12 protein-coding genes and 2 pseudogenes are annotated in these 17,900 nt (G+C 72.9%); 10 read left to right on the forward strand and 4 right to left on the reverse strand.

Going from position 1 to position 17,900, the window contains the following annotated elements; genetic code table 11:
• Positions 1–236 precede the first annotated feature (236 nt).
• A complete protein-coding gene (locus ACIBR0_RS07450) occupies positions 237–1,595 on the reverse strand; it encodes a 3-oxoacyl-ACP reductase (protein ID WP_396713180.1) in 1,359 nt (452 codons plus the stop codon).
• 55 nt (positions 1,596–1,650) lie between these two features.
• Here ACIBR0_RS07450 and ACIBR0_RS07455 point away from each other — a divergent pair, with 55 nt between their 5' ends.
• The 4 genes from ACIBR0_RS07455 to purB all read left to right on the forward strand — a co-directional run bounded on the left by ACIBR0_RS07455 (position 1,651) and on the right by purB (position 7,077).
• Positions 1,651–2,943 carry an acetyl-CoA C-acetyltransferase gene (locus ACIBR0_RS07455; RefSeq protein ID WP_396713182.1) on the forward strand — a complete coding sequence of 431 codons (1,293 nt, stop codon included), beginning with the start codon at positions 1,651–1,653 and terminating at the stop codon, positions 2,941–2,943.
• A 117-nt stretch (positions 2,944–3,060) separates the two neighbouring features.
• Positions 3,061–3,579 (forward strand): SigE family RNA polymerase sigma factor, encoded by a 519-nt coding sequence (locus tag ACIBR0_RS07460; RefSeq protein ID WP_396713184.1) that lies wholly within the window; start codon positions 3,061–3,063, stop codon positions 3,577–3,579.
• On the forward strand, positions 3,576–5,510 hold the full coding sequence (locus tag ACIBR0_RS07465) for a hypothetical protein (protein ID WP_396713186.1): 1,935 nt from the start codon (positions 3,576–3,578) through the stop codon (positions 5,508–5,510). The genes ACIBR0_RS07460 and ACIBR0_RS07465 overlap by 4 nt, the downstream gene beginning before the upstream one ends.
• A 142-nt stretch (positions 5,511–5,652) precedes the next feature.
• The gene (purB, locus tag ACIBR0_RS07470; RefSeq protein ID WP_396713188.1) at positions 5,653–7,077 is read left to right on the forward strand and encodes an adenylosuccinate lyase; all 1,425 of its coding nucleotides are present in this window, start codon (positions 5,653–5,655) and stop codon (positions 7,075–7,077) included.
• A gap of 148 nt (positions 7,078–7,225) precedes the next feature.
• On the opposite strand, the pseudogene ACIBR0_RS07475 reads toward purB, so the two are convergent.
• Together ACIBR0_RS07475 and ACIBR0_RS07480 are read right to left on the reverse strand one after the other, a co-directional pair.
• Positions 7,226–7,789: pseudogene (locus tag ACIBR0_RS07475) on the reverse strand (YbjQ family protein).
• 24 nt (positions 7,790–7,813) lie between these two features.
• Positions 7,814–8,494 (reverse strand): S1 family peptidase, encoded by a 681-nt coding sequence (locus ACIBR0_RS07480; protein ID WP_396713190.1) that lies wholly within the window; start codon positions 8,492–8,494, stop codon positions 7,814–7,816.
• A 403-nt stretch (positions 8,495–8,897) separates the two neighbouring features.
• Here ACIBR0_RS07480 and purS point away from each other — a divergent pair, with 403 nt between their 5' ends.
• The 4 genes from purS to ACIBR0_RS07500 all read left to right on the forward strand — a co-directional run bounded on the left by purS (position 8,898) and on the right by ACIBR0_RS07500 (position 13,458).
• A complete protein-coding gene (gene purS / locus ACIBR0_RS07485; protein WP_120779088.1) occupies positions 8,898–9,161 on the forward strand; it encodes a phosphoribosylformylglycinamidine synthase subunit PurS in 264 nt (87 codons plus the stop codon).
• The gene (purQ, locus tag ACIBR0_RS07490) at positions 9,158–9,841 is read left to right on the forward strand and encodes a phosphoribosylformylglycinamidine synthase subunit PurQ (protein WP_396713193.1); all 684 of its coding nucleotides are present in this window, start codon (positions 9,158–9,160) and stop codon (positions 9,839–9,841) included. The genes purS and purQ overlap by 4 nt, the downstream gene beginning before the upstream one ends.
• A 70-nt stretch (positions 9,842–9,911) precedes the next feature.
• Entirely contained in the window at positions 9,912–12,698 is a 2,787-nt protein-coding gene (gene purL, locus ACIBR0_RS07495; protein WP_396713195.1) for a phosphoribosylformylglycinamidine synthase subunit PurL, read from the forward strand.
• 4 nt (positions 12,699–12,702) lie between these two features.
• Positions 12,703–13,458: a 2-phosphosulfolactate phosphatase gene (locus ACIBR0_RS07500; protein WP_357039299.1), complete on the forward strand. Its 756-nt coding sequence runs from the start codon at positions 12,703–12,705 to the stop codon at positions 13,456–13,458.
• A gap of 133 nt (positions 13,459–13,591) precedes the next feature.
• Here the strand turns inward: ACIBR0_RS07500 and ACIBR0_RS07505 are convergent.
• A pseudogene (locus ACIBR0_RS07505) lies at positions 13,592–15,692 on the reverse strand (hypothetical protein); the annotation flags it as partial.
• A gap of 112 nt (positions 15,693–15,804) precedes the next feature.
• On the opposite strand from ACIBR0_RS07505, the gene ACIBR0_RS07510 reads away from it, so the two are divergent.
• Entirely contained in the window at positions 15,805–16,200 is a 396-nt protein-coding gene (locus tag ACIBR0_RS07510; RefSeq protein WP_396713197.1) for a sterol carrier family protein, read from the forward strand.
• 125 nt (positions 16,201–16,325) lie between these two features.
• A complete protein-coding gene (gene purF / locus ACIBR0_RS07515; protein WP_396713199.1) occupies positions 16,326–17,858 on the forward strand; it encodes an amidophosphoribosyltransferase in 1,533 nt (510 codons plus the stop codon).
• The last annotated feature ends 42 nt before the right edge of the window (positions 17,859–17,900 follow it).

Below are 17,900 nucleotides of genomic sequence, written 5' to 3' on the forward strand. Positions count from 1 at the left end.
CCCGTGCCCGCGCCGGCCCGCCAGGTCGTGCGTGGCCTCCTCGTCGTACGCGGAGAGGTCGTGGGTGGCCTCGACGCTCAGGTCGTGACCCGCCGCGCCGACCGCGTCGTGCTCCGCCTGGGCACGGCGGAACGCGGCGAGGTCGTGGGTCGAGATGATCTCGGTCGGACCCTCGATCAGCTCGTGTACGGAGAGGTCGTCGGCCCGCCGCTTCGCCGGATCGTTGCTGCCCGCCATCACGCCCCCAGCAGGCTCTGGCCGCAGACCCGTACGACGTTGCCGCTGACCGCGCCGGACGCCGGCCAGGAGAGCCAGCCGATCGCCTCCGCCACGTCCACCGGCAGGCCGCCCTGGGACATGCTGTTCATCCGGCGGCCCGCCTCGCGCAGGGCCAGGGGCACGCGTGCGGTCAGCCGGGTCTCGATGAAGCCGGGGGCGACCGCGTTGACGCTGATCTGCCGGTCGCGCAGCACCGGGGCGAGCGACTCGACCAGCCCGATCACGCCCGCCTTGCTGGTGGCGTAGTTGGTCTGGCCCCGGTTGCCGGCGATCCCGGCGATCGAGGACACCGACACGATCCGCCCGCCGGCCGGGATCAGGTCCCGCTCCAGCAGCACGTCGTTGATCCGCTCCTGGCTGGAGAGGTTGATGTCGAGCACCGAGTCCCAGCGGTCGACGTCCATCCGGCCGAGCGTCTTGTCGCGGGTGATGCCGGCGTTGTGCACGACCACGTCGACGCGGCCGTGCCGGGCCGCCACGTGCTCGGCGAGCCGGGTCGGCGCGTCCGGCGCGGTCAGGTCGAGCTGCACGGCCGAGGCGCCGATCTCGTTGACCACCCGGGCCAGCTCGTCCCCGGCGTTCGGCACGTCCAGCGCGATCACCTGGGCGCCGTCGCGGGCGAGCACCCGGGCCAGGGCGGCGCCGATCCCGCGGGCCGCGCCGGTGACGAGCACGACCTGCCCGTCCAGCGGGCGGTCCCAGTCGGCCGGCGGCTCCGCCCGGCCGGTGCCGACCCGGACCACCTGCCCCGAGACGTACGCGGAGCGGCCGGACAGCAGGAAGCGCAGGGTGGCCTCCACGCTGGTGAGGGTGCCCGCGTCCCCGTTCGGGGTGACGTAGACCAGCTGGGCCGTGACGCCCCGGCCGAACTCCTTGCCGATGCTGCGGGTCAGCCCCTCCAGGGCCCGCTGGGCGGTCGCCTCCCGCGGGGAGCCGCAGTCGGCGGGGGCGGTGCCCAGCACGACGACCCGGCCGCTGGGCAGCACCGAACGGGCGCGCGGGTGGAAGAAGTCGTACAGCTGGCGGAGCTGTGCGGAGTCGGTGATGCCGGTGGCGTCGTACACCAGGGCTCCGAAGCGCGCCTCGGCGTCGTCGTCGGCGGCGGGATCGCGCAGCTCGACCCCGGCGGCGGTCAGGATCTTGCCGACCGGCTCGGCGAGGCGACCGCCGGTGGCGGCGCCGAGCAGGACGGGCCCGGTCAGCAGGGGATCGCCGGGGGTGTGCCGGCGCAGGCGGGGCGGGTCGGGCAGCCCGAGGCGCCTGACCAGCGCGCGGCCGGCCCCCGATTGGACGAAGCTCGCGTACCTGTCGGTCATAGGCGTAGCCTACTGGCGAGTAAGGTGCGGGCAAACACTGTCGAGGAGGCGGATCGTGCAGAACATCCGACGGGTCGCGGTCATCGGGGGCAACCGCATCCCCTTCGCCCGCTCCAACTCGCGCTACGCCGACGCCTCCAACGCGGACATGCTCGGCGCGGCGCTCGACGGGCTGGTCGCCCGCTTCGGCCTGGCCGGGCAGCGGGTCGGCGAGGTGGTCGCCGGGGCGGTGCTCAAGCACGCGAAGGACTTCAACCTCACCCGCGAGGTGGTGCTCTCCTCGAAGCTCGACGCGCACACCCCCGCGTACGACATCCAGCAGGCCTGCGGCACCGGCCTGGAGGCGGCCATCCTGGTCGCCAACAAGATCGCCCTCGGGCAGATCGAGGTGGGCATCGCCGGTGGGGTCGACACCACCTCCGACGCGCCGCTCGCCGTCAACGAGGACATGCGCCGTACGCTGCTGAAGCTCAACAGCGCCCGCACCCTCGGCGAGCGGCTGAAGATCGCCGCGAAGCTCCGTCCGCAGCAGCCGTTCAAGCCGGAGGTCCCGCGCAACGCGGAGCCGCGCACCGGCCTGTCCATGGGCGAACACGCCGCTCGGACCGCGCTGCGCTGGCAGATCGACCGGCAGTCCCAGGACGAGCTGGCGCTGCGGTCGCACCACCGGCTCGCCGCCGCGTACGACCGGGGTTTCTTCGACGACCTGATGACTCCCTACCTGGGGTTGACCCGCGACGCGAACCTCCGCCCGGACACCAGCCTGGAGAAGCTCGGCTCGCTGAAGCCGGTGTTCGGCACCAGGGGGCCGGACGCCGAGCAGGCCACCATGACCGCCGGCAACTCGTCGCCGCTGACCGACGGGGCCTCCACCGTGCTGCTCGCCAGCGAGGAGTGGGCGCGTGAGCACCACCTGCCGGTGCTGGCGTGGTTCTCCTGGTCGGAGGCCGCCGCCGTGGACTTCGTGCACGGCGACGAGGGCCTGCTGATGGCGCCCGCGTACGCGGTGCCCCGGATGCTCGCCCGAGCCGGGCTCACGTTGCAGGACTTCGACTACTACGAGATCCACGAGGCGTTCGCCTCCCAGGTGCTGGCCACCCTCGCCGCCTGGGAGTCGCCGGAGTTCTGCAAGGACCGGCTCGGCCTGGACGCCCCGCTGGGCTCCATCGACCGGGACCGGCTCAACGTCAACGGATCCTCGCTCGCCGCCGGCCACCCGTTCGCGGCGACCGGCGGCCGGATCGTGGCCACGCTGGCCAAGCTGCTCGCGGAGAAGGGCTCCGGGCGGGGCCTGATCTCCATCTGCGCCGCCGGCGGGCAGGGCGTCACGGCGATCCTGGAGCGCTGATCGCAGGCCGGGGCAGCCTCCACGGCCTGCGATCGAACAACCCGCCGTCGGCCCGAGCAACCTCGGCGGGAGTTCGCTACGTCCCCTGGTCATGAAACCGACGAGAGGCGCCGCGCGGTGAACCGGGCCGACGAGGACGAGTACCGGCAGTTCGTCGCCGCCCGGCTGGCCTCGCTGCGCCGGACGGCGTACCTGCTCTGCCGGGACTGGCACACCGCCGACGACCTGGTTTCCATCACCATCGGCAAGCTCTATCGGCACTGGCGCCGGGTGAAGGCCGCGGAGAACGTGGACGCGTACGTCCGCGGCGTGCTGACCCACGCCTGGCTGGACGAGCGCCGGCGCCCGTGGCGCCGGGAGCGCAGCACCGACGAGCTGCCCGACCAGGTCGACGTGGAGCTGCCCGAGCCGGCCCTGATCGACCGGGAGGTGCTGCTGGATCTGCTCGGCCAGCTTCCGGCCCGTCGCCGCGCGGTGGTCGTCCTCCGCTTCTACTGCGACCTGTCCCTGGAGCAGACCGCCGCGATCCTGGGCGTCAGCACCGGCACGGTGAAGAGCCAGGCGGCCCGTGGCCTGGAGGCGCTGCGGCTGCTGATGACCTCTCCGGCATCGACGACCCGGGGGGAGCTGTCATGACGTACCAGCAGGTGTTCGACGAGGCGATCGGCGACCTGCCCGCCTCGACCGTCGACGTGGAACGGGTGATCGGGCGGCAGCGCCGCGCCCGGCGGCTCCGCCTGGGTGCGGCGGGTGCGGCGGTCGTCGCGGCCGTGCTCGCGGTGGCACTCGGCACCAACGTCCTGGTGGCGCCGAATGCGAAGGCACCCGTCACCGACGTGTCCCCGGCACCGACCACCATCCCGGGTACGCCCGAGGACCTGAACCGAATCGACGCCGCCGTCGTCGCGGCCCTGGTCCGTGCCGAACCGCGGCTGGTCTGGTCGGCCGACGGGGTCGACTCCGGCACGACCCCGAACTGGCAGTCCGAGGCCGGCGGCGCGGTGGCGAACGCCGCTCCCGACGCGGGGTACCGAGGTCACGGCAGCATCCGGGTCGGTGCCGGTGAGGTGAGGGTCTCGGTGGGGATCGAGCGGGACGGCGCCTTGATGTGGGAAAGGCTCAACGGGTGTGACGGCAGGTCCGCCCCGCAGTGCGTCGAACGGACGGGCCCGCGCGGCGAGCAGATCACGATCGTGCAGGACGCATACGAGGGCGAGAAGGTCCCGGAGCGGCTGAAGGGCAAGGAGCACAGCAGCGGCGAGACCATGCATGTGCGAGCCATCCGGCCGGACGGCTCGTTCATCGAGGTCGGGGCCTACACGGCCGACGGGAAGCCGCGGCTTCCGGTCACGGCGGACCAGATGGTCGCAGTCGCAGTGGACGGGGCGATCACCCTCGCCCCGCTGCCCTCCGCGTCCCCGGCACCGAGCTCGACAGTGACCACGATCGCCGGCACCGACGAGGACGGTGAACGGCTCGGCAACGCCCTGACGGCGGCGCTGAGGCGGCAGGCGGCCGGCTTCACCTGGGTGACCGGGTGGGGTGGGCCGGTGAGTCGCGGACCGGTCTGGATGGACAAGGGACACGTCAGTGTTGACGTGCCCTACCTCGGCCACGCCAGCTTCCGGATCGGGGATCGCGGTGGCCGGATCTCCCTCGGACTGGTGCGCGACGGCCGAACAGCCTGGGAGTACGCGTCGCCCTGCCCCACCGCCGGCCTGGCCGCCCGGAACTGCACCGTGAGTGAGGGGCCCACCGGAGAGAAGATCCGGGCACGTCACCTGGTTGCCGATCTCGGCAGGGCCGGCGCCCTGCACCGGCCGGCGCTCAGCTCGCTCCGGCGGGTGGAGGTGCTGCGTCCGGACGGCACGTACTTGTTCCTGGCCGTGTCGGGTGGCGAGACTGTGCTGTCCATGGCGCAGTTGACGGACGTGGCTCGTGACCCGGCGCTCGCCATCGCACCTCCGCCGCCACCCGGGACGAAGGCGTCCCGAGGCTCCGGGCCCCCGGCCGACTTCGACATGGGCGTGGGGTCAGCGGCGGCCGCCGCCGCGCTGGACGATGTGGTGGCGGACGGGACGATCTTCCTCCGGATGTTCAGGGGCGGGCGCGGCGGACCGACCGGGACCGGCCTGATGTCCTTCTCCTTCCTCGTACAGCGGGAGGGGATGGCCGGCGACGGCGAGATCCTCGTCCAGCGGCGGGTGAGCGCCACCCTCAGCTGCGCGACTGTCCGCACCCTGCCGGCGGCCCACCACCCTCGGCACCAACACGCCGGCGAGTGCGCCGAGTCGACCCGTCCGGACGGCAATCGGGTGATCACCGTCGTCTCGCGGTCGTCCGGCCTGGTGACCTACACCGCGTTCGTGCAGCGGCCGGACCGGGGCATGGTCGAGGTGGTCCTCGACAACCGGCCGAACACCGGCGCCGCCACCGACATGCCGGAGGGCGGGCAGATGGCGGACGTCTGGCCGAAGAACACGAAGGGTGGGGCTGCTCCACCACTGACGCTGGAACAGGTCGTGGAGCTGGCCACGCATCCCGACCTGGTGAACCTGCTGCCGTGAAGCCTCGGGGCCGGGATGCGCGAAGGTCCCGGCCCCCGGTGCGGTGTCGCGGGACCGTGCACGTCGTCCCGGAGGTGTGACGCCGCCCGGCCCGAGCGATGCCGATGGGACCACGGCCGGCGGGTACGGGAGAATGCGGTACGTGACGACGATCCCCAACGTGCTCGCCAACCGTTACGCCTCGCCCGAGCTGGTCGCCCTCTGGTCGCCGGAGGAGAAGGTCCGGATGGAACGGCGACTCTGGCTCGCCGTGCTCCGCGCCCAGCGCGACCTCGGCGTGGCCGTCCCCGACGGGGTCGTCGAGGCGTACGAGCGGGTGCTCGACCAGGTCGACCTGGCGTCGATCGCCGAGCGCGAGCGGGTCACCCGGCACGACGTGAAGGCCCGCATCGAGGAGTTCAGCGCGCTCGCCGGGCACGAGCACGTGCACAAGGGGATGACCTCCCGGGACCTCACCGAGAACGTCGAGCAGCTCCAGATCCGTGCCTCGCTGGAACTGATCCGGGACCGGGTGGTGGCCACCCTGGCTCGGCTGGCCCGGCACGCCCACGAGTACTCCGGCCTCGTCATGACCGGACGCTCCCACAACGTGGCGGCCCAGGCGACCACGCTGGGCAAGCGCTTCGCCTCCGCCGCCGAGGAACTGCTCATCGCGTACGAGCGGCTGGAGGACCTGATCCGCCGCTACCCGCTGCGGGGGGTCAAGGGCCCGGTCGGCACGGCCGCCGACCAGCTCGACCTCTTCGACGGCGACGCCGACAGGGTGGCCGAGCTGGAGCGCCGGGTCGCCGAGCACCTCGGCTTCGCCCGGGTGCTGGACAGCGTCGGGCAGGTCTACCCGCGCTCGCTCGACTTCGACGTGTTGTCCGCGCTGGCCCAGGTCGCCGCCGGGCCGTCGTCGCTGGCCACCACGATCCGGCTGATGGTCGGCCAGGAGTTGGCCACCGAGGGCTTCAAGCCCGGCCAGGTGGGGTCCAGTGCGATGCCGCACAAGATGAACACCCGGTCGTCGGAGCGGGTGAACGGCTTCGCGGTGATCATCCGGGGCTACCTGTCGATGGTCGGCGAGCTGGCCGGCGACCAGTGGAACGAGGGGGACGTGTCCTGCTCGGTGGTCCGCCGGGTCGCCCTGCCGGACGCGTTCTTCGCCGCCGACGGGCTCTTCCAGACGTTCCTCACCGTGCTCGACGAGTTCGGGGCGTACCCGGCGGTGATCAACCGGGAGCTGGAGCGGTTCCTGCCGTTCCTCGCCACGACGAAGATCCTGGTCGCGGCGGTCCGGCGGGGCGTGGGCCGCGAGGTGGCCCACGAGGTGATCAAGGAGCACGCGGTCGCCGTGGCGCTGGCGATGCGGGAGAAGGGCGCGGCGGAGAACGACCTCTTCGACCGCCTGGCCGCCGACGGCCGTCTCGGCCTCACCCGGAGCGAGATCGACACGCTGGTCGCCGACCCCACCACCTTCACCGGCGCCGCCGGCTCCCAGGTGGAAGCGCTAACCCGCCGCATCACCCGGGTCGTAGAAGCCCACCCCGAAGCCGCCACCTACACCCCACCCCCCATCCTGTAACCCCCACCCCCACCCCCACCCCCACCCACCACCCCTCCCTCCGCTTGTTGATCAAGGGGTTTGCGTCACGGTGGAGATCGATTGTGGCGCAAACCCCTTGATCAACAAGGGTGTGCAGGGGGTGGGCGGGGTGGGGCCGGTGGGCGGGTCAGTCGCGGGTGGGGGTTTCGGCTGCGGAGCCCAGGTTGGGGGCGCTCGCGGGTTCGGCGATGCCGCCGGGGGCCTCCGTGATCGCGGGTTCGTGGGCGGTCTCCGCCGCGACCAGGGGCTGGTCGTTCGGCATGACGTCGGGGACCTTGGGCGCCACGATGACCGCCGTGCCGTAGGCGCAGATCTCCATCCACATCTCGCCGCAGTCGCGGCTGTCGAACCGCATCCCCACCACGGCGTTCGCGCCGAGGCGGCGGGCCTCCTCGCCGAGCCGGGCCACCGAGTCGGTACGCCAGCGGGTGAGGTTGTCCGGCGCCATCGGGTCGTACGCACCACCGCGCAGGTTCTTCACCCCCTCGCGGTACGGGTTGCGGGTCCGGGCCATCGAGGAGACGACCTCGCCGAGGATCTGGCGGATCTCGTAGCCGGGCAGTTGATCCGTCGTCACGACCAGCACGTTTCCGATGCTGTCAGGGTGGAGGCGCACCTATCGCGAGCCTTGTTCACCTGATCGGATGCTGAAAAACCGCGCGGCGCGGACGGCCGGCGCTCCGCCGACCATCCGCGCCGCCGAGGGCGCTAACCGTCAGACACCGGCCACCAAGGTGATCCAGGCCCTGTTGTACGCGACACTGCCGTAGTTCTGGATGCTGTAGCCGTCGGCGGTCGAGGCGACGCCGACCTGGCGGCCGTTGTAGAACTCCGGGCCGCCCGAGTCGCCCCGCCAGGCGTTGCCGGTGATCTCGGTGCTGCGGATGGCCTGCCCGCCGTACGCGTCCGTGTAGCTGGTGCTGGTCACCCGGACACTCGCGGTCTTGAGCTGGCTGGAGGCGGAGCAACCGCTGTAGCAGGTCATGCCCCAGCCGTAGATGGTGTTCGTCGACCCGACCGGCGGGTTGCTGCTCGCCAGGGTCACGTAGCTGGTGCTCACGGGGCTGGACAGGCGCATCAGGGCCAGGTCGTACCGGCTGTAGGTGGCGCTCACGGTGCGGGTGACCCCGCCGGAGGAGCGGTAGACGCTGCCGACCCGGACGGACATCGAGCCGCCGAGGCAGTGCCGGGCGGTCAGCACCCACTGGGACGAGATGATCGTGCCGGAGCAGGTGAACGAGCCGTTGCTGAAGACCGCGGCGGCCCACGGGGCGGACGAGACGGTGTTGCCGCCGATGATGTACGGGCTGACGGGTGCGGCGACGGCGCCGGAGCTGGCGCCGAGCACGCCGGCCAGGGCGGTGGCGAGGACCGCGATCACGGATCGGATGCGCATGGCAGGGGGGCTCCTTCTCGGGGCGCGTCCCGGGTTCACCGGGGCGGGGTGCCGGCCGGTGGGCGGGGGTCGGCCCGCCGGCGGAGACATCTCATAGACGTCTGACGATGTACGGTAGGGCCCCTGAGACGTCCTTCACAAGTGTTTCCATCGAGAAACATCGATCAGCACTCTCGGCGCTGCGCTGATCCGGCAAAGCCGGGCGTACGGGGTGCGACGACAACGGATCCGCATCGGGATCGCAACGAACCGGCATCGGTCCCCGGCCCCGTACGCCGACAATGCCGATCACTGTCCGAACCGCCTCCGGCCGGTGCGTCCGTGACGGTATCTGCCAGGTAGGCTGGCTGCGCTCGCCCGTTGTGGGTCGGCACCCAACTGCGTACACAGTCAGGAGTGCCCAGTGCCTCGCGTCGTCGTCGACGTCATGCTCAAGCCCGAGATCCTCGATCCGCAGGGCCAGGCCGTCGCAAACGCGCTGCCCCGGCTCGGCGTCAGCGACGTCGCCTCGGTTCGGATCGGCAGGCGGATCGAGATCGAGTTCACCGGTGAACCGGACCTGGACCGGGCTCGGGAAATCGCCGACAAGCTGCTCGCCAACCCGGTCATCGAGGACTTCACCGTCCGCCTGGTCGAGGCCGACGAGACCGCGGGCGCCCGCTCGTGACCGCCCGGGTCGGTGTCGTCACCTTCCCCGGCTCACTCGACGACGGTGACGCGGCCCGGGCCGTCCGGATCGCCGGCGCAGAGCCGGTGCGTCTCTGGCACGGCGACGCGAGGCTGCACGGGGTGGACGCCGTCGTCCTCCCGGGTGGCTTCTCCTACGGCGACTACCTGCGCTGCGGCGCGATCGCCCGGTTCGCCCCCGTAATGGAGACGATCGTGGACGCCGCCCGGGGCGGCCTGCCGGTGCTCGGCATCTGCAACGGCTTCCAGATCCTCTGCGAGGCGCACCTGCTGCCGGGTGCGCTCACCCGCAACCAGCACCTCCACTTCCGTAACCGGGACCAGGTGCTGCGCGTGGAGTCGGCCGGCACCGCGTGGACCAACGCCTTCCAGTCCGGCCAGGAGATCCTCATCCCGGTCAAGAACGGCGAGGGCTGCTACGTCGCCGACACCGCGACCCTGGACCAGTTGGAGGCCGAGGGGCGGGTCGTCGCCCGCTACGTCGGTGGCAACCCGAACGGGTCGCAGCGCGACATCGCCGCGATCACCAACACCGCCGGCAACGTGGTCGGCATCATGCCGCACCCCGAGCACGCGGTGGAGGCCCTCACCGGCCCCTCCCTGGACGGCCTCGGCTTCTTCACCTCGGTGCTGAAGCACCTGGTGGGGGCGCCGGCGTGACCGTGCGCGGCGGCATCATCGGTCGGCTCACCCGCCCCCGGGGCGGTCACGAGCGCAGCGAGGAGAGGTCATGACCACCCAGGACCCGGTACGGGACAGCGCGGACGCCTTCCCGGCCGCCCCGGCGCAGCCCGCCGCACCGCGCGCGGCAGCCGCCGTGCCGCCGGCCGCGCCGGCCCGGCACGCCGAGCCGGTCCCCGCCGGCTGGGCCGACGGCCTGGACACCGTGCCGCGCGCCGGTGGCACCCCGGGCGAGCTGCAGCCGTACGCGGAGCTGGGTCTCCGCGACGACGAGTACGACCGGATCCGGCAGGTCCTCGGCCGCCGGCCCACCCAGGCCGAGCTGGCGATGTACTCGATCATGTGGAGCGAGCACTGCTCCTACAAGTCGAGCAAGGTGCACCTGCGCCAGTTCAGTGAGAAGGCCCCGCCGAGCGACCGGATGCTCGCCGGCATCGGCGAGAACGCCGGCGTCGTGCAGATCTCCGACGAGCTGGCGGTGACCTTCAAGGTCGAGTCGCACAACCACCCGAGCTTCGTCGAGCCGTACCAGGGCGCGGCGACCGGTGTCGGCGGCATCGTCCGGGACATCCTCGCGATGGGCGCCCGCCCGGTCGCGGTGATGGACCCCCTGCGCTTCGGCGCCGCCGACCACCCGGACACCGCCCGGGTGCTGCCCGGCGTGGTCGCCGGCGTCGGCGGCTACGGCAACTGCCTCGGCCTGCCCAACATCGGCGGTGAGGTCGTCTTCGACCCCTGCTACCAGGGCAACCCGCTGGTCAACGCGCTCTGCCTCGGGGTGCTGCCGGTGAGCCGGCTGCAGAACAAGGCCGCCGCCGGTCCCGGCAACGTCGTCGTGCTGATGGGCGCGCGGACCGGCCGGGACGGCATCGGCGGTGTGTCGGTGCTCGCCAGCGCCACCTTCGACGAGAGCAGCGAGCAGCGCCGCCCGTCGGTGCAGGTGGGCGACCCGTTCATGGAGAAGCTGCTCATCGAGGCATGCCTGGAGCTGTACGACGCCGAGCTGGTGGTCGGCATCCAGGACCTCGGCGGCGCCGGGCTGACCTGCGCGCTCACCGAGACCGCCGCGGCGGCCGGCACCGGCATGCGGGTGTGGCTGGAGCGGGTGCCGCTGCGCGAGGCCTCCATGGAGCCGCACGAGATCCTCGCCAGCGAGTCCCAGGAGCGGATGCTGCTGGTGGTCGAGCCGGAGAAGCTGGAGGCGGTGCTCAAGACCGCCGAGAAGTGGGGCGTCTGGGCCACCGCGATCGGCGAGGTAACCCCGCCGGCCCAGGACGGCCAGCCCGGCCGGCTGCTGATCACCTGGCGGGACCAGCTCGTGGTCGACGTCCCGCCGGGTTCCCTGGTCGACGACGGCCCGGTGTACGCCCGCCCGATGCGCGAGCCCGCCGACCTGATCCTGCTCCAGGCCGACCGCGCCGAGACGCTGCCCCGCCCGGCCGACCCGGACGCGCTGCGGGAGACCGTGCTGCGCATGATCGCGTCGCCGAACCTGTGCGACAAGACCTGGGTCACCGAGCAGTACGACCGCTACGTGCTGGGCAACACCGTGCTCGCCCAGCCGGAGGACTCCGGCGTGATCCGGATCGACGAGCGGACCGGGCTCGGCGTGGCGCTGTCGGTGGACGGCAACGGCCGGTACGCGCGTCTCGACCCGTACCACGGCGCCAAGCTGGCGCTGGCCGAGGCGTACCGGAACGTGGCCGTGACCGGCGCGAAGCCGATCGCCGTCACCGACTGCCTCAACTTCGGCTCGCCGGAGGACCCGGGCGTGATGTGGCAGTTCGCCGAGGCCGTCCGCGGCCTGGCCGACGGCTGCGCCGAGCTGGGCATTCCGGTGACCGGCGGCAATGTCAGCTTCTACAACCAGACCGGTGCGGCGGCCATCCACCCCACGCCGGTGGTGGGTGTGCTCGGCGTGCTCGACAACGTCGCGGACCGGGTGCCGATGGGCTTCGTGCCGCGCCCCGGCGGCGAGCACGACCAGCTCTACCTGCTCGGCGAGACCCACGTGGAGCTGTCCGGCTCCGAGTGGGCATGGGTGACCCACGAGCACCTCGGCGGCGTACCCCCGCAGGTCGACCTGGCCCGGGAGAAGACGCTGGGTGACCTGATGGCGGAGGCCGCGCGGGTCGGGCACCTCAGCTCGGCGCACGACCTCTCCGACGGTGGCCTCGCGCAGAGCCTGGTGGAGTCCTGCCTGCGGCGCGGTGTCGGCGCCCGCATCGCGGTGCCGGAGCGGTTCGCCGGTGGTTCGATGCCGTTCGTCTACCTGTTCAGTGAGTCGTCGGCCCGGGTCCTGGTGTCGGTGCCGCGCGGTCGGGAGAAGGCGTTCACCGCCCTCTGCGCCGAGCGCGGGGTGCCGTTCGAGCTGATCGGCGTCACCGACCCGACCGGCGGCGCGCTGGAGGTGCACGGCCAGTTCCGGATCGGCCTGGACGAGCTGCGGGCGGCCCACGGCGCGACGCTGCCGAGCCTCTTCGGTGGTTCGGAGGTCGTCGAGGTTCCGGCGCCCGCGGCCGGCGTGGCCGGTGCCGTCGAGGCGGTGCCGCTGCCGGTCGCCGAGCCGGCCGGGCAGCCGCCGCTGGACCCGACGGACGTGGTGTCCGAGCCGATCGCGTCGTCCGGCCCGGTGCCGACCACCGGTGCCGCCGAGCCCGTCGCCGCCCCCGGTGGGCCCGACGCGGGGTCCTCCTCCAAGGAGCAGGCACCGCCGGCCGGGCAGGGCTCGCCCGCTGGCCCGGAAGCGCCGACCGCGGGCCCGACCAGGGCCACGGGGGCGTCCGCCCCGGGATCCGGCGACACCGACCAGTCCTCTGCGCCTGGCGAGCGCTGAGGCTTTGGCCGCGGCCGTCCACGCCCAACCCGGTTCCGGTGCCCGGTTCGACTGGGGGCTGGCGGGGGCGGCCGAACTCGGCCGGGTCTGCGCCGCCCTGGTGGTGGTGGACGTGCTCTCGTTCACCACCGCCGTGGAGGTCGCCGTCGCGCGGGGCATCCGCGTACACCCCTTTCCGTGGGGTGAGCAGGCCGCCGAGTACGCCCTGCGGGTCGGCGCGGTGGCCGCCGTCGGCCGGCGCGAGACCAGCCCGGAGCGGCCGTGGTCGCTCTCGCCGGCGGCGCTGACCGCCGCGCCGTTCGTCAGCGACCTGGTGCTGCCCTCGCCGAACGGCTCGGCCATCAGCGCCGCCGCGAGCGCCACCGGGCTTCCGGTGGTCGCGGCCTGCCTCCGCAACGCCGGCGCCGTCGGGCGTTGGCTGCGCCGCCAGGGGTACGGCTCGACGGACGCGCCGGTCGGTGTGGTCGCCTCCGGCGAACGCTGGCCGGACGGCTCGCTGCGGCCCAGCGTGGAGGACCAGCTCGGGGCGGCCAGCGTGCTCGACGCCCTCTCCGGCGTACCCGGTGGTCTCTCCGTCGAGGCCGCGACCGCGCTCGCCGCCCTGGCCAGCATCCCGGACGTGCCGGCGGCCGTACGCGGCAGCGTGTCCGGTCGGGAACTCATCGAGGGCGGCTTCGCCGAGGACGTCGAGATCGCCGTCCAGGCCGGCGCGTCGGACGTGGTGCCGCTGCTGCGGAGCGGCGTCTTCTCCGCCGCCTGAACGATCGGCCGGCCTCACCCGCGTCCCGGGTCGTGGTCGAGTCGGCGCCGCTGACACGGCGAAAGGGCCGTCCGAATCCGGACGGCCCTTTCGCCGTTGTCGTCGTGCGGGTCGCGAAGACCCGGCCCGAGGGTCAGTCGTCGAGCCAGTCCAGCCGACGGCCGCCCCGCTCCGGTGCCGGCGGCCCGTCGGGCCGACCCCGACCGGTCTGCGCCGGATCGCCGTAGCCGGCTCCACCGTAGCCAGCCTGGTCGTAGCCGGCGCGGTCGTCGTAGCCGCCGCGCTGGGCGGGTGGCTCCTGGCCGTAGCCGCCGGCCTGGCCGTAGCCGCCCGGGGAGCCGTAGCCAGCCTGGTCGTAGCCGGCGCGGTCGTTGTAGCCGCCGCGCTGGGCGGGAGGCTCCTGGCCGTAGCCACCGCCGTTCGGGGCCGGTGGCTCCTGGCCGTAACCACCGGACGGGGCGGGTGGCTCCTGGCCGTAGCCGCCGGTCTGCCCGTAGCCGCCGGGGGAGCCGTAGCCACCCTGGTCGTAGCCGCCCCGGTCGTCGTAGCCGCCGGCCTGGCCGTAGCCTCCGGTCGGCTCGCCGCCGCCCCGGCCGTACGGTGCCGGCTCGGGGTCGCCGTAGCCGGGCTCCGGCTGGTAGGTGCCGGTCGCGTACGGGTCGGCGGCAGCCGGGTACTGGGTGGCGTCGCCGGTGTAGCGGCCGGTCGGCTCGTCGTAACGCTCGCCGTAGCCGGGAGCGCCACCGGGGGCCGGCGGATAGCCGGCCGTGCCGGCCGGGGCGGCGTAGTCGTTGCCGCCGTAGCCGCCGCCGGACGCCGGCGCGTTGCCGTAGCCGCCACCCGAGGCCGGCGCGTTGCCGTAGCCGCCGGCCGGGGCCGCGTTGCCGTAGCCGCCGCCGGAGGACGGGGCGTTGCCGTACGCGTCGGCCGCGCCGTAGCCGCCCACGCCGGCCGACTCGTCGCCGTAGCCGCTGCCGGCCCAGCCGCCCTGGCCGCCGGCGGCGCCGTACGGCTGCGGGGGAGCGCCGTACGGGTCCGGCGGCACGTCGTCGACCACCGGGCGGTGCATCATGGTCGGCGCGTCGCTGAGCGCGGCGCCGCCCACCATCGTCGGGTCAGGTCCGGCACCACCGACCACACGGGTGTGGTCGTCCGCGCCCCGGTACGCGCCGCGGGCCGCGGGCACGGCACCCGCCGCGGCGGCAGCGGCACCCGCCGGGGCGTCGTCGTCGCCGTTCTCCCGGCGCCGCATCCAGAGCAGCACGATGGTGCCGACACCGGCGGCGACGAGCAGGCCGCCCAGCAGGATGATCAACATCGACCCCATCCCGCCGGAGTCGTCGTCGGCGGCGGCCGGCGCGGCGGCGGGAGTGTCCGTCGCATCGTCGGTCGCCTCCTCGGTCGTCTCGTCGGCCGGCAGGGCCGACTCGCTCACCGAAGGGGTCGGGCTCGGGCTCGCCTCGGTCTTGAGGGCGAGCGTGAGGCGCTGGCCGGTGATCGACTGGCCGGCGGAGGCGTTGAAGTTCTTCGTCACGGTGACGTTGTCGAAACTCGCGCCGATGTCGATGCGGCCGGGAGCGATCGGCTTGTCGCTGGTGCCGGTGAACCGGAAGTTTCCGCTGCCGTCGCTGATCGTGTCCAGCTGCCGGCCGGCGGAATCCTTGAGGGCGACATAGGCGTTCGGCACGGCCGCGCCGTCCTGGTTGACGACCTTGCCGGAGACCGAGCGAACCGTCTGCGTCCCCTGCGTCGGAGGCGGCGGCGCGGCGGGCTTGCCGACGAGAGTCACGGTCGTCGAAGCCTGCTGCTCCTGCTTCGGTCCGGTCGAATCGACAGCCTTGACCGTGATGACCGCAGAGCCGCTCGCTGCATCGTCAGCCAGACGGAACTGGGCCTCGTACGTGTCGCTCTTGTCGACCCTGCTTCTGTTGCAGCCGTCGACGCAGCTGAGCTTCGGGTTGTTCGAGCTGACGGTGACGTCTGCGGGCACCCCCTCCACCGTGAAGTTGAGGGTGAACCGCACGGTGGTCGTCTTACCCGCCTCGACCGAACTCGGGGACGCCGAGACGTTTGTGATGCCGGGAGCCGCTACTGCCGGGGTGGCGGGGACGGTGAGCAGGGCGCCGAAGACCAGCGCCACGACCACACCCGCCCGCTGCTTCCAGGCACGTCGGTGTGTTGACACGTCCACCGCCTTCCGGACTTGGTCCCCTGGCGGCCGGCGGGCGCCGGGCCGGGGATCATCACGGTACGAATACGCCGTCGGCAACTATGCCTTGTCTGACCGGATCAGCGCGACCCAGGGCCAGCGTGCGCCGTGCTGCGCGCAGGTCGTATCGTCCCGTCGTGTCCTCTCCGCACGTTAAGTCCGCCGCGGTCGCGGCGGCGTTGTCAGCGCTCGATGAGGGGCGTACACCCGAGCGGCCGGTGTTCCGCGATGCGGTACGTGCCTTGTTGACCGCCCTCGCGGAGCGCGCCCCCGGCCGATCGGTGGAGGTGCGTGTCCCACCTTACGGTGCAGTTCAGTGCGTTCCGGGTCCCCGACACACCCGTGGGACCCCACCGAACGTGGTCGAGACGGATCCGGAGACCTGGCTGAGGCTGGCCGCCGGACGCCTCGACTGGGCGGAAGCCGTCACCGACGGTCGCGTACGGGTGAGTGGGAACCGGGCGGATCTCTCCGCCTACCTGCCTCTGGAGCTGGGCGGACGTTCATCGATGGGTGACGGATCGCAGCGATAGCGTGACTTTCTGTATTGACGCTGGTTCGCGTACACTGTCAGGCGACGACAGTGGTCCCGGCTGCCGTGCGGATCCGCCCCCGTGACTCCGCCAGGCCGGTCCAGACCAGCATGAGGGAGCGGCAGGTGCCCCGAGGCGATGGCCGGCTGAGCCACGACCTTGATCCCCAACGACCCGGTCCCCAGGACGCCTGCGGCGTCTTCGGCGTCTGGGCGCCGGGTGAAGAGGTTGCCAATCTGACCTACTTCGGGCTGTACGCGTTGCAGCACCGGGGCCAGGAGGCGGCCGGCATCGCGGTCAGCGACGGCTCCGGGGTGGTGGTCTACAAGGATCTCGGCCTGGTCGCCCAGGTCTTCGACGAGCCGACCCTGGCCAGCCTGCGCGGGCACGTGGCGATCGGGCACGCCCGCTACTCCACCACCGGTGGTTCGACCTGGGAGAACGCCCAGCCGACCATCCGGTCCACCACCTCCGGCACCACGATCGCGCTGGCCCACAACGGCAACCTGGTCAACACCACCGACCTCCAGAAGGAGGTCGCCGAGCGGGGTCTGCTCGCCGACGGCGCGACCAACGACACCTCGCTGGTCACCATGCTGCTGGCCAGCCGGCCGGACCTGTCGGTGGAGGCCGCGGCGCTGGAGGTGCTCCCGCAGCTGCGGGGCGCGTTCAGCTTCGTGTTCATGGACGAGACGACGCTCTACGCCGCCCGCGACCCGCACGGCGTACGCCCGCTGGTGCTGGGCCGGCTGGAGCGGGGCTGGGTGGTCGCCAGCGAGACCGCCGCGCTGGACATCGTCGGCGCGAGCGTGGTCCGCGAGGTGGAGCCGGGCGAGCTGATCGCCATCGACGAGGACGGCCTGCGCTCCACGCGGTTCGCCGCGCCGGAGCCGAAGGGCTGCCTCTTCGAGTACGTCTACATCGCGCGCCCGGACGCCACCATCGCCGGGCGCAACGTGCACTCCGCGCGGGTGCAGATCGGCCGTCAGCTCGCCAAGGAGCACCCGGTCGATGCCGACCTGGTGATCCCGGTGCCGGAGTCGGGCACCCCGGCCGCCATCGGGTACGCCGAGGAGTCCGGCATCACCTACGGCCAGGGCCTGATGAAGAACCCGTACGTGGGCCGCACCTTCATCCAGCCGTCACAGACGCTGCGTCAGCTCGGCATCCGGCTCAAGCTGAACCCGCTGCGGGAGAACGTCCGCGGCAAGCGGCTGGTCGTGGTCGACGACTCGATCGTGCGCGGCAACACCCAGCGGGCGATCGTGCGGATGCTGCGCGAGGCGGGCGCGCTGGAGGTGCACGTCCGCATCTCCTCGCCGCCGGTCAACTGGCCGTGCTTCTACGGCATCGACTTCGCCACCCGGGCCGAGTTGCTGGCCAACGGGCTGGACAACGACGGCATCCGCCGTTCGATCGGCGCCGACACCCTGGGGTACGTCTCCCTTCCCGGCCTGATCGCCGCCACGGAGCAGCCGAAGACGCGGCTGTGCCGGGCCTGTTTCGACGGCGAGTACCCGATCGACCTGCCGTCGGGGAACCTGATCGGCAAGCACGTGCTCGAAGGTGTCGGCCGGCGGGTCGCCGCGGCCCCGTCAGAGCAGCAGAACCCTTCGCTCGTCGCCACTCCGGGCGGCGGCACCACCCACCGCCCGTAGCACCACGGGCGCCGCCGGCTACCGCCGTCGGCGCCAGAACCA

It is taken from the genome of Micromonospora sp. NPDC049497 (genome assembly GCF_044465805.1).
Lineage (GTDB): Bacteria > Actinomycetota > Actinomycetes > Mycobacteriales > Micromonosporaceae > Micromonospora.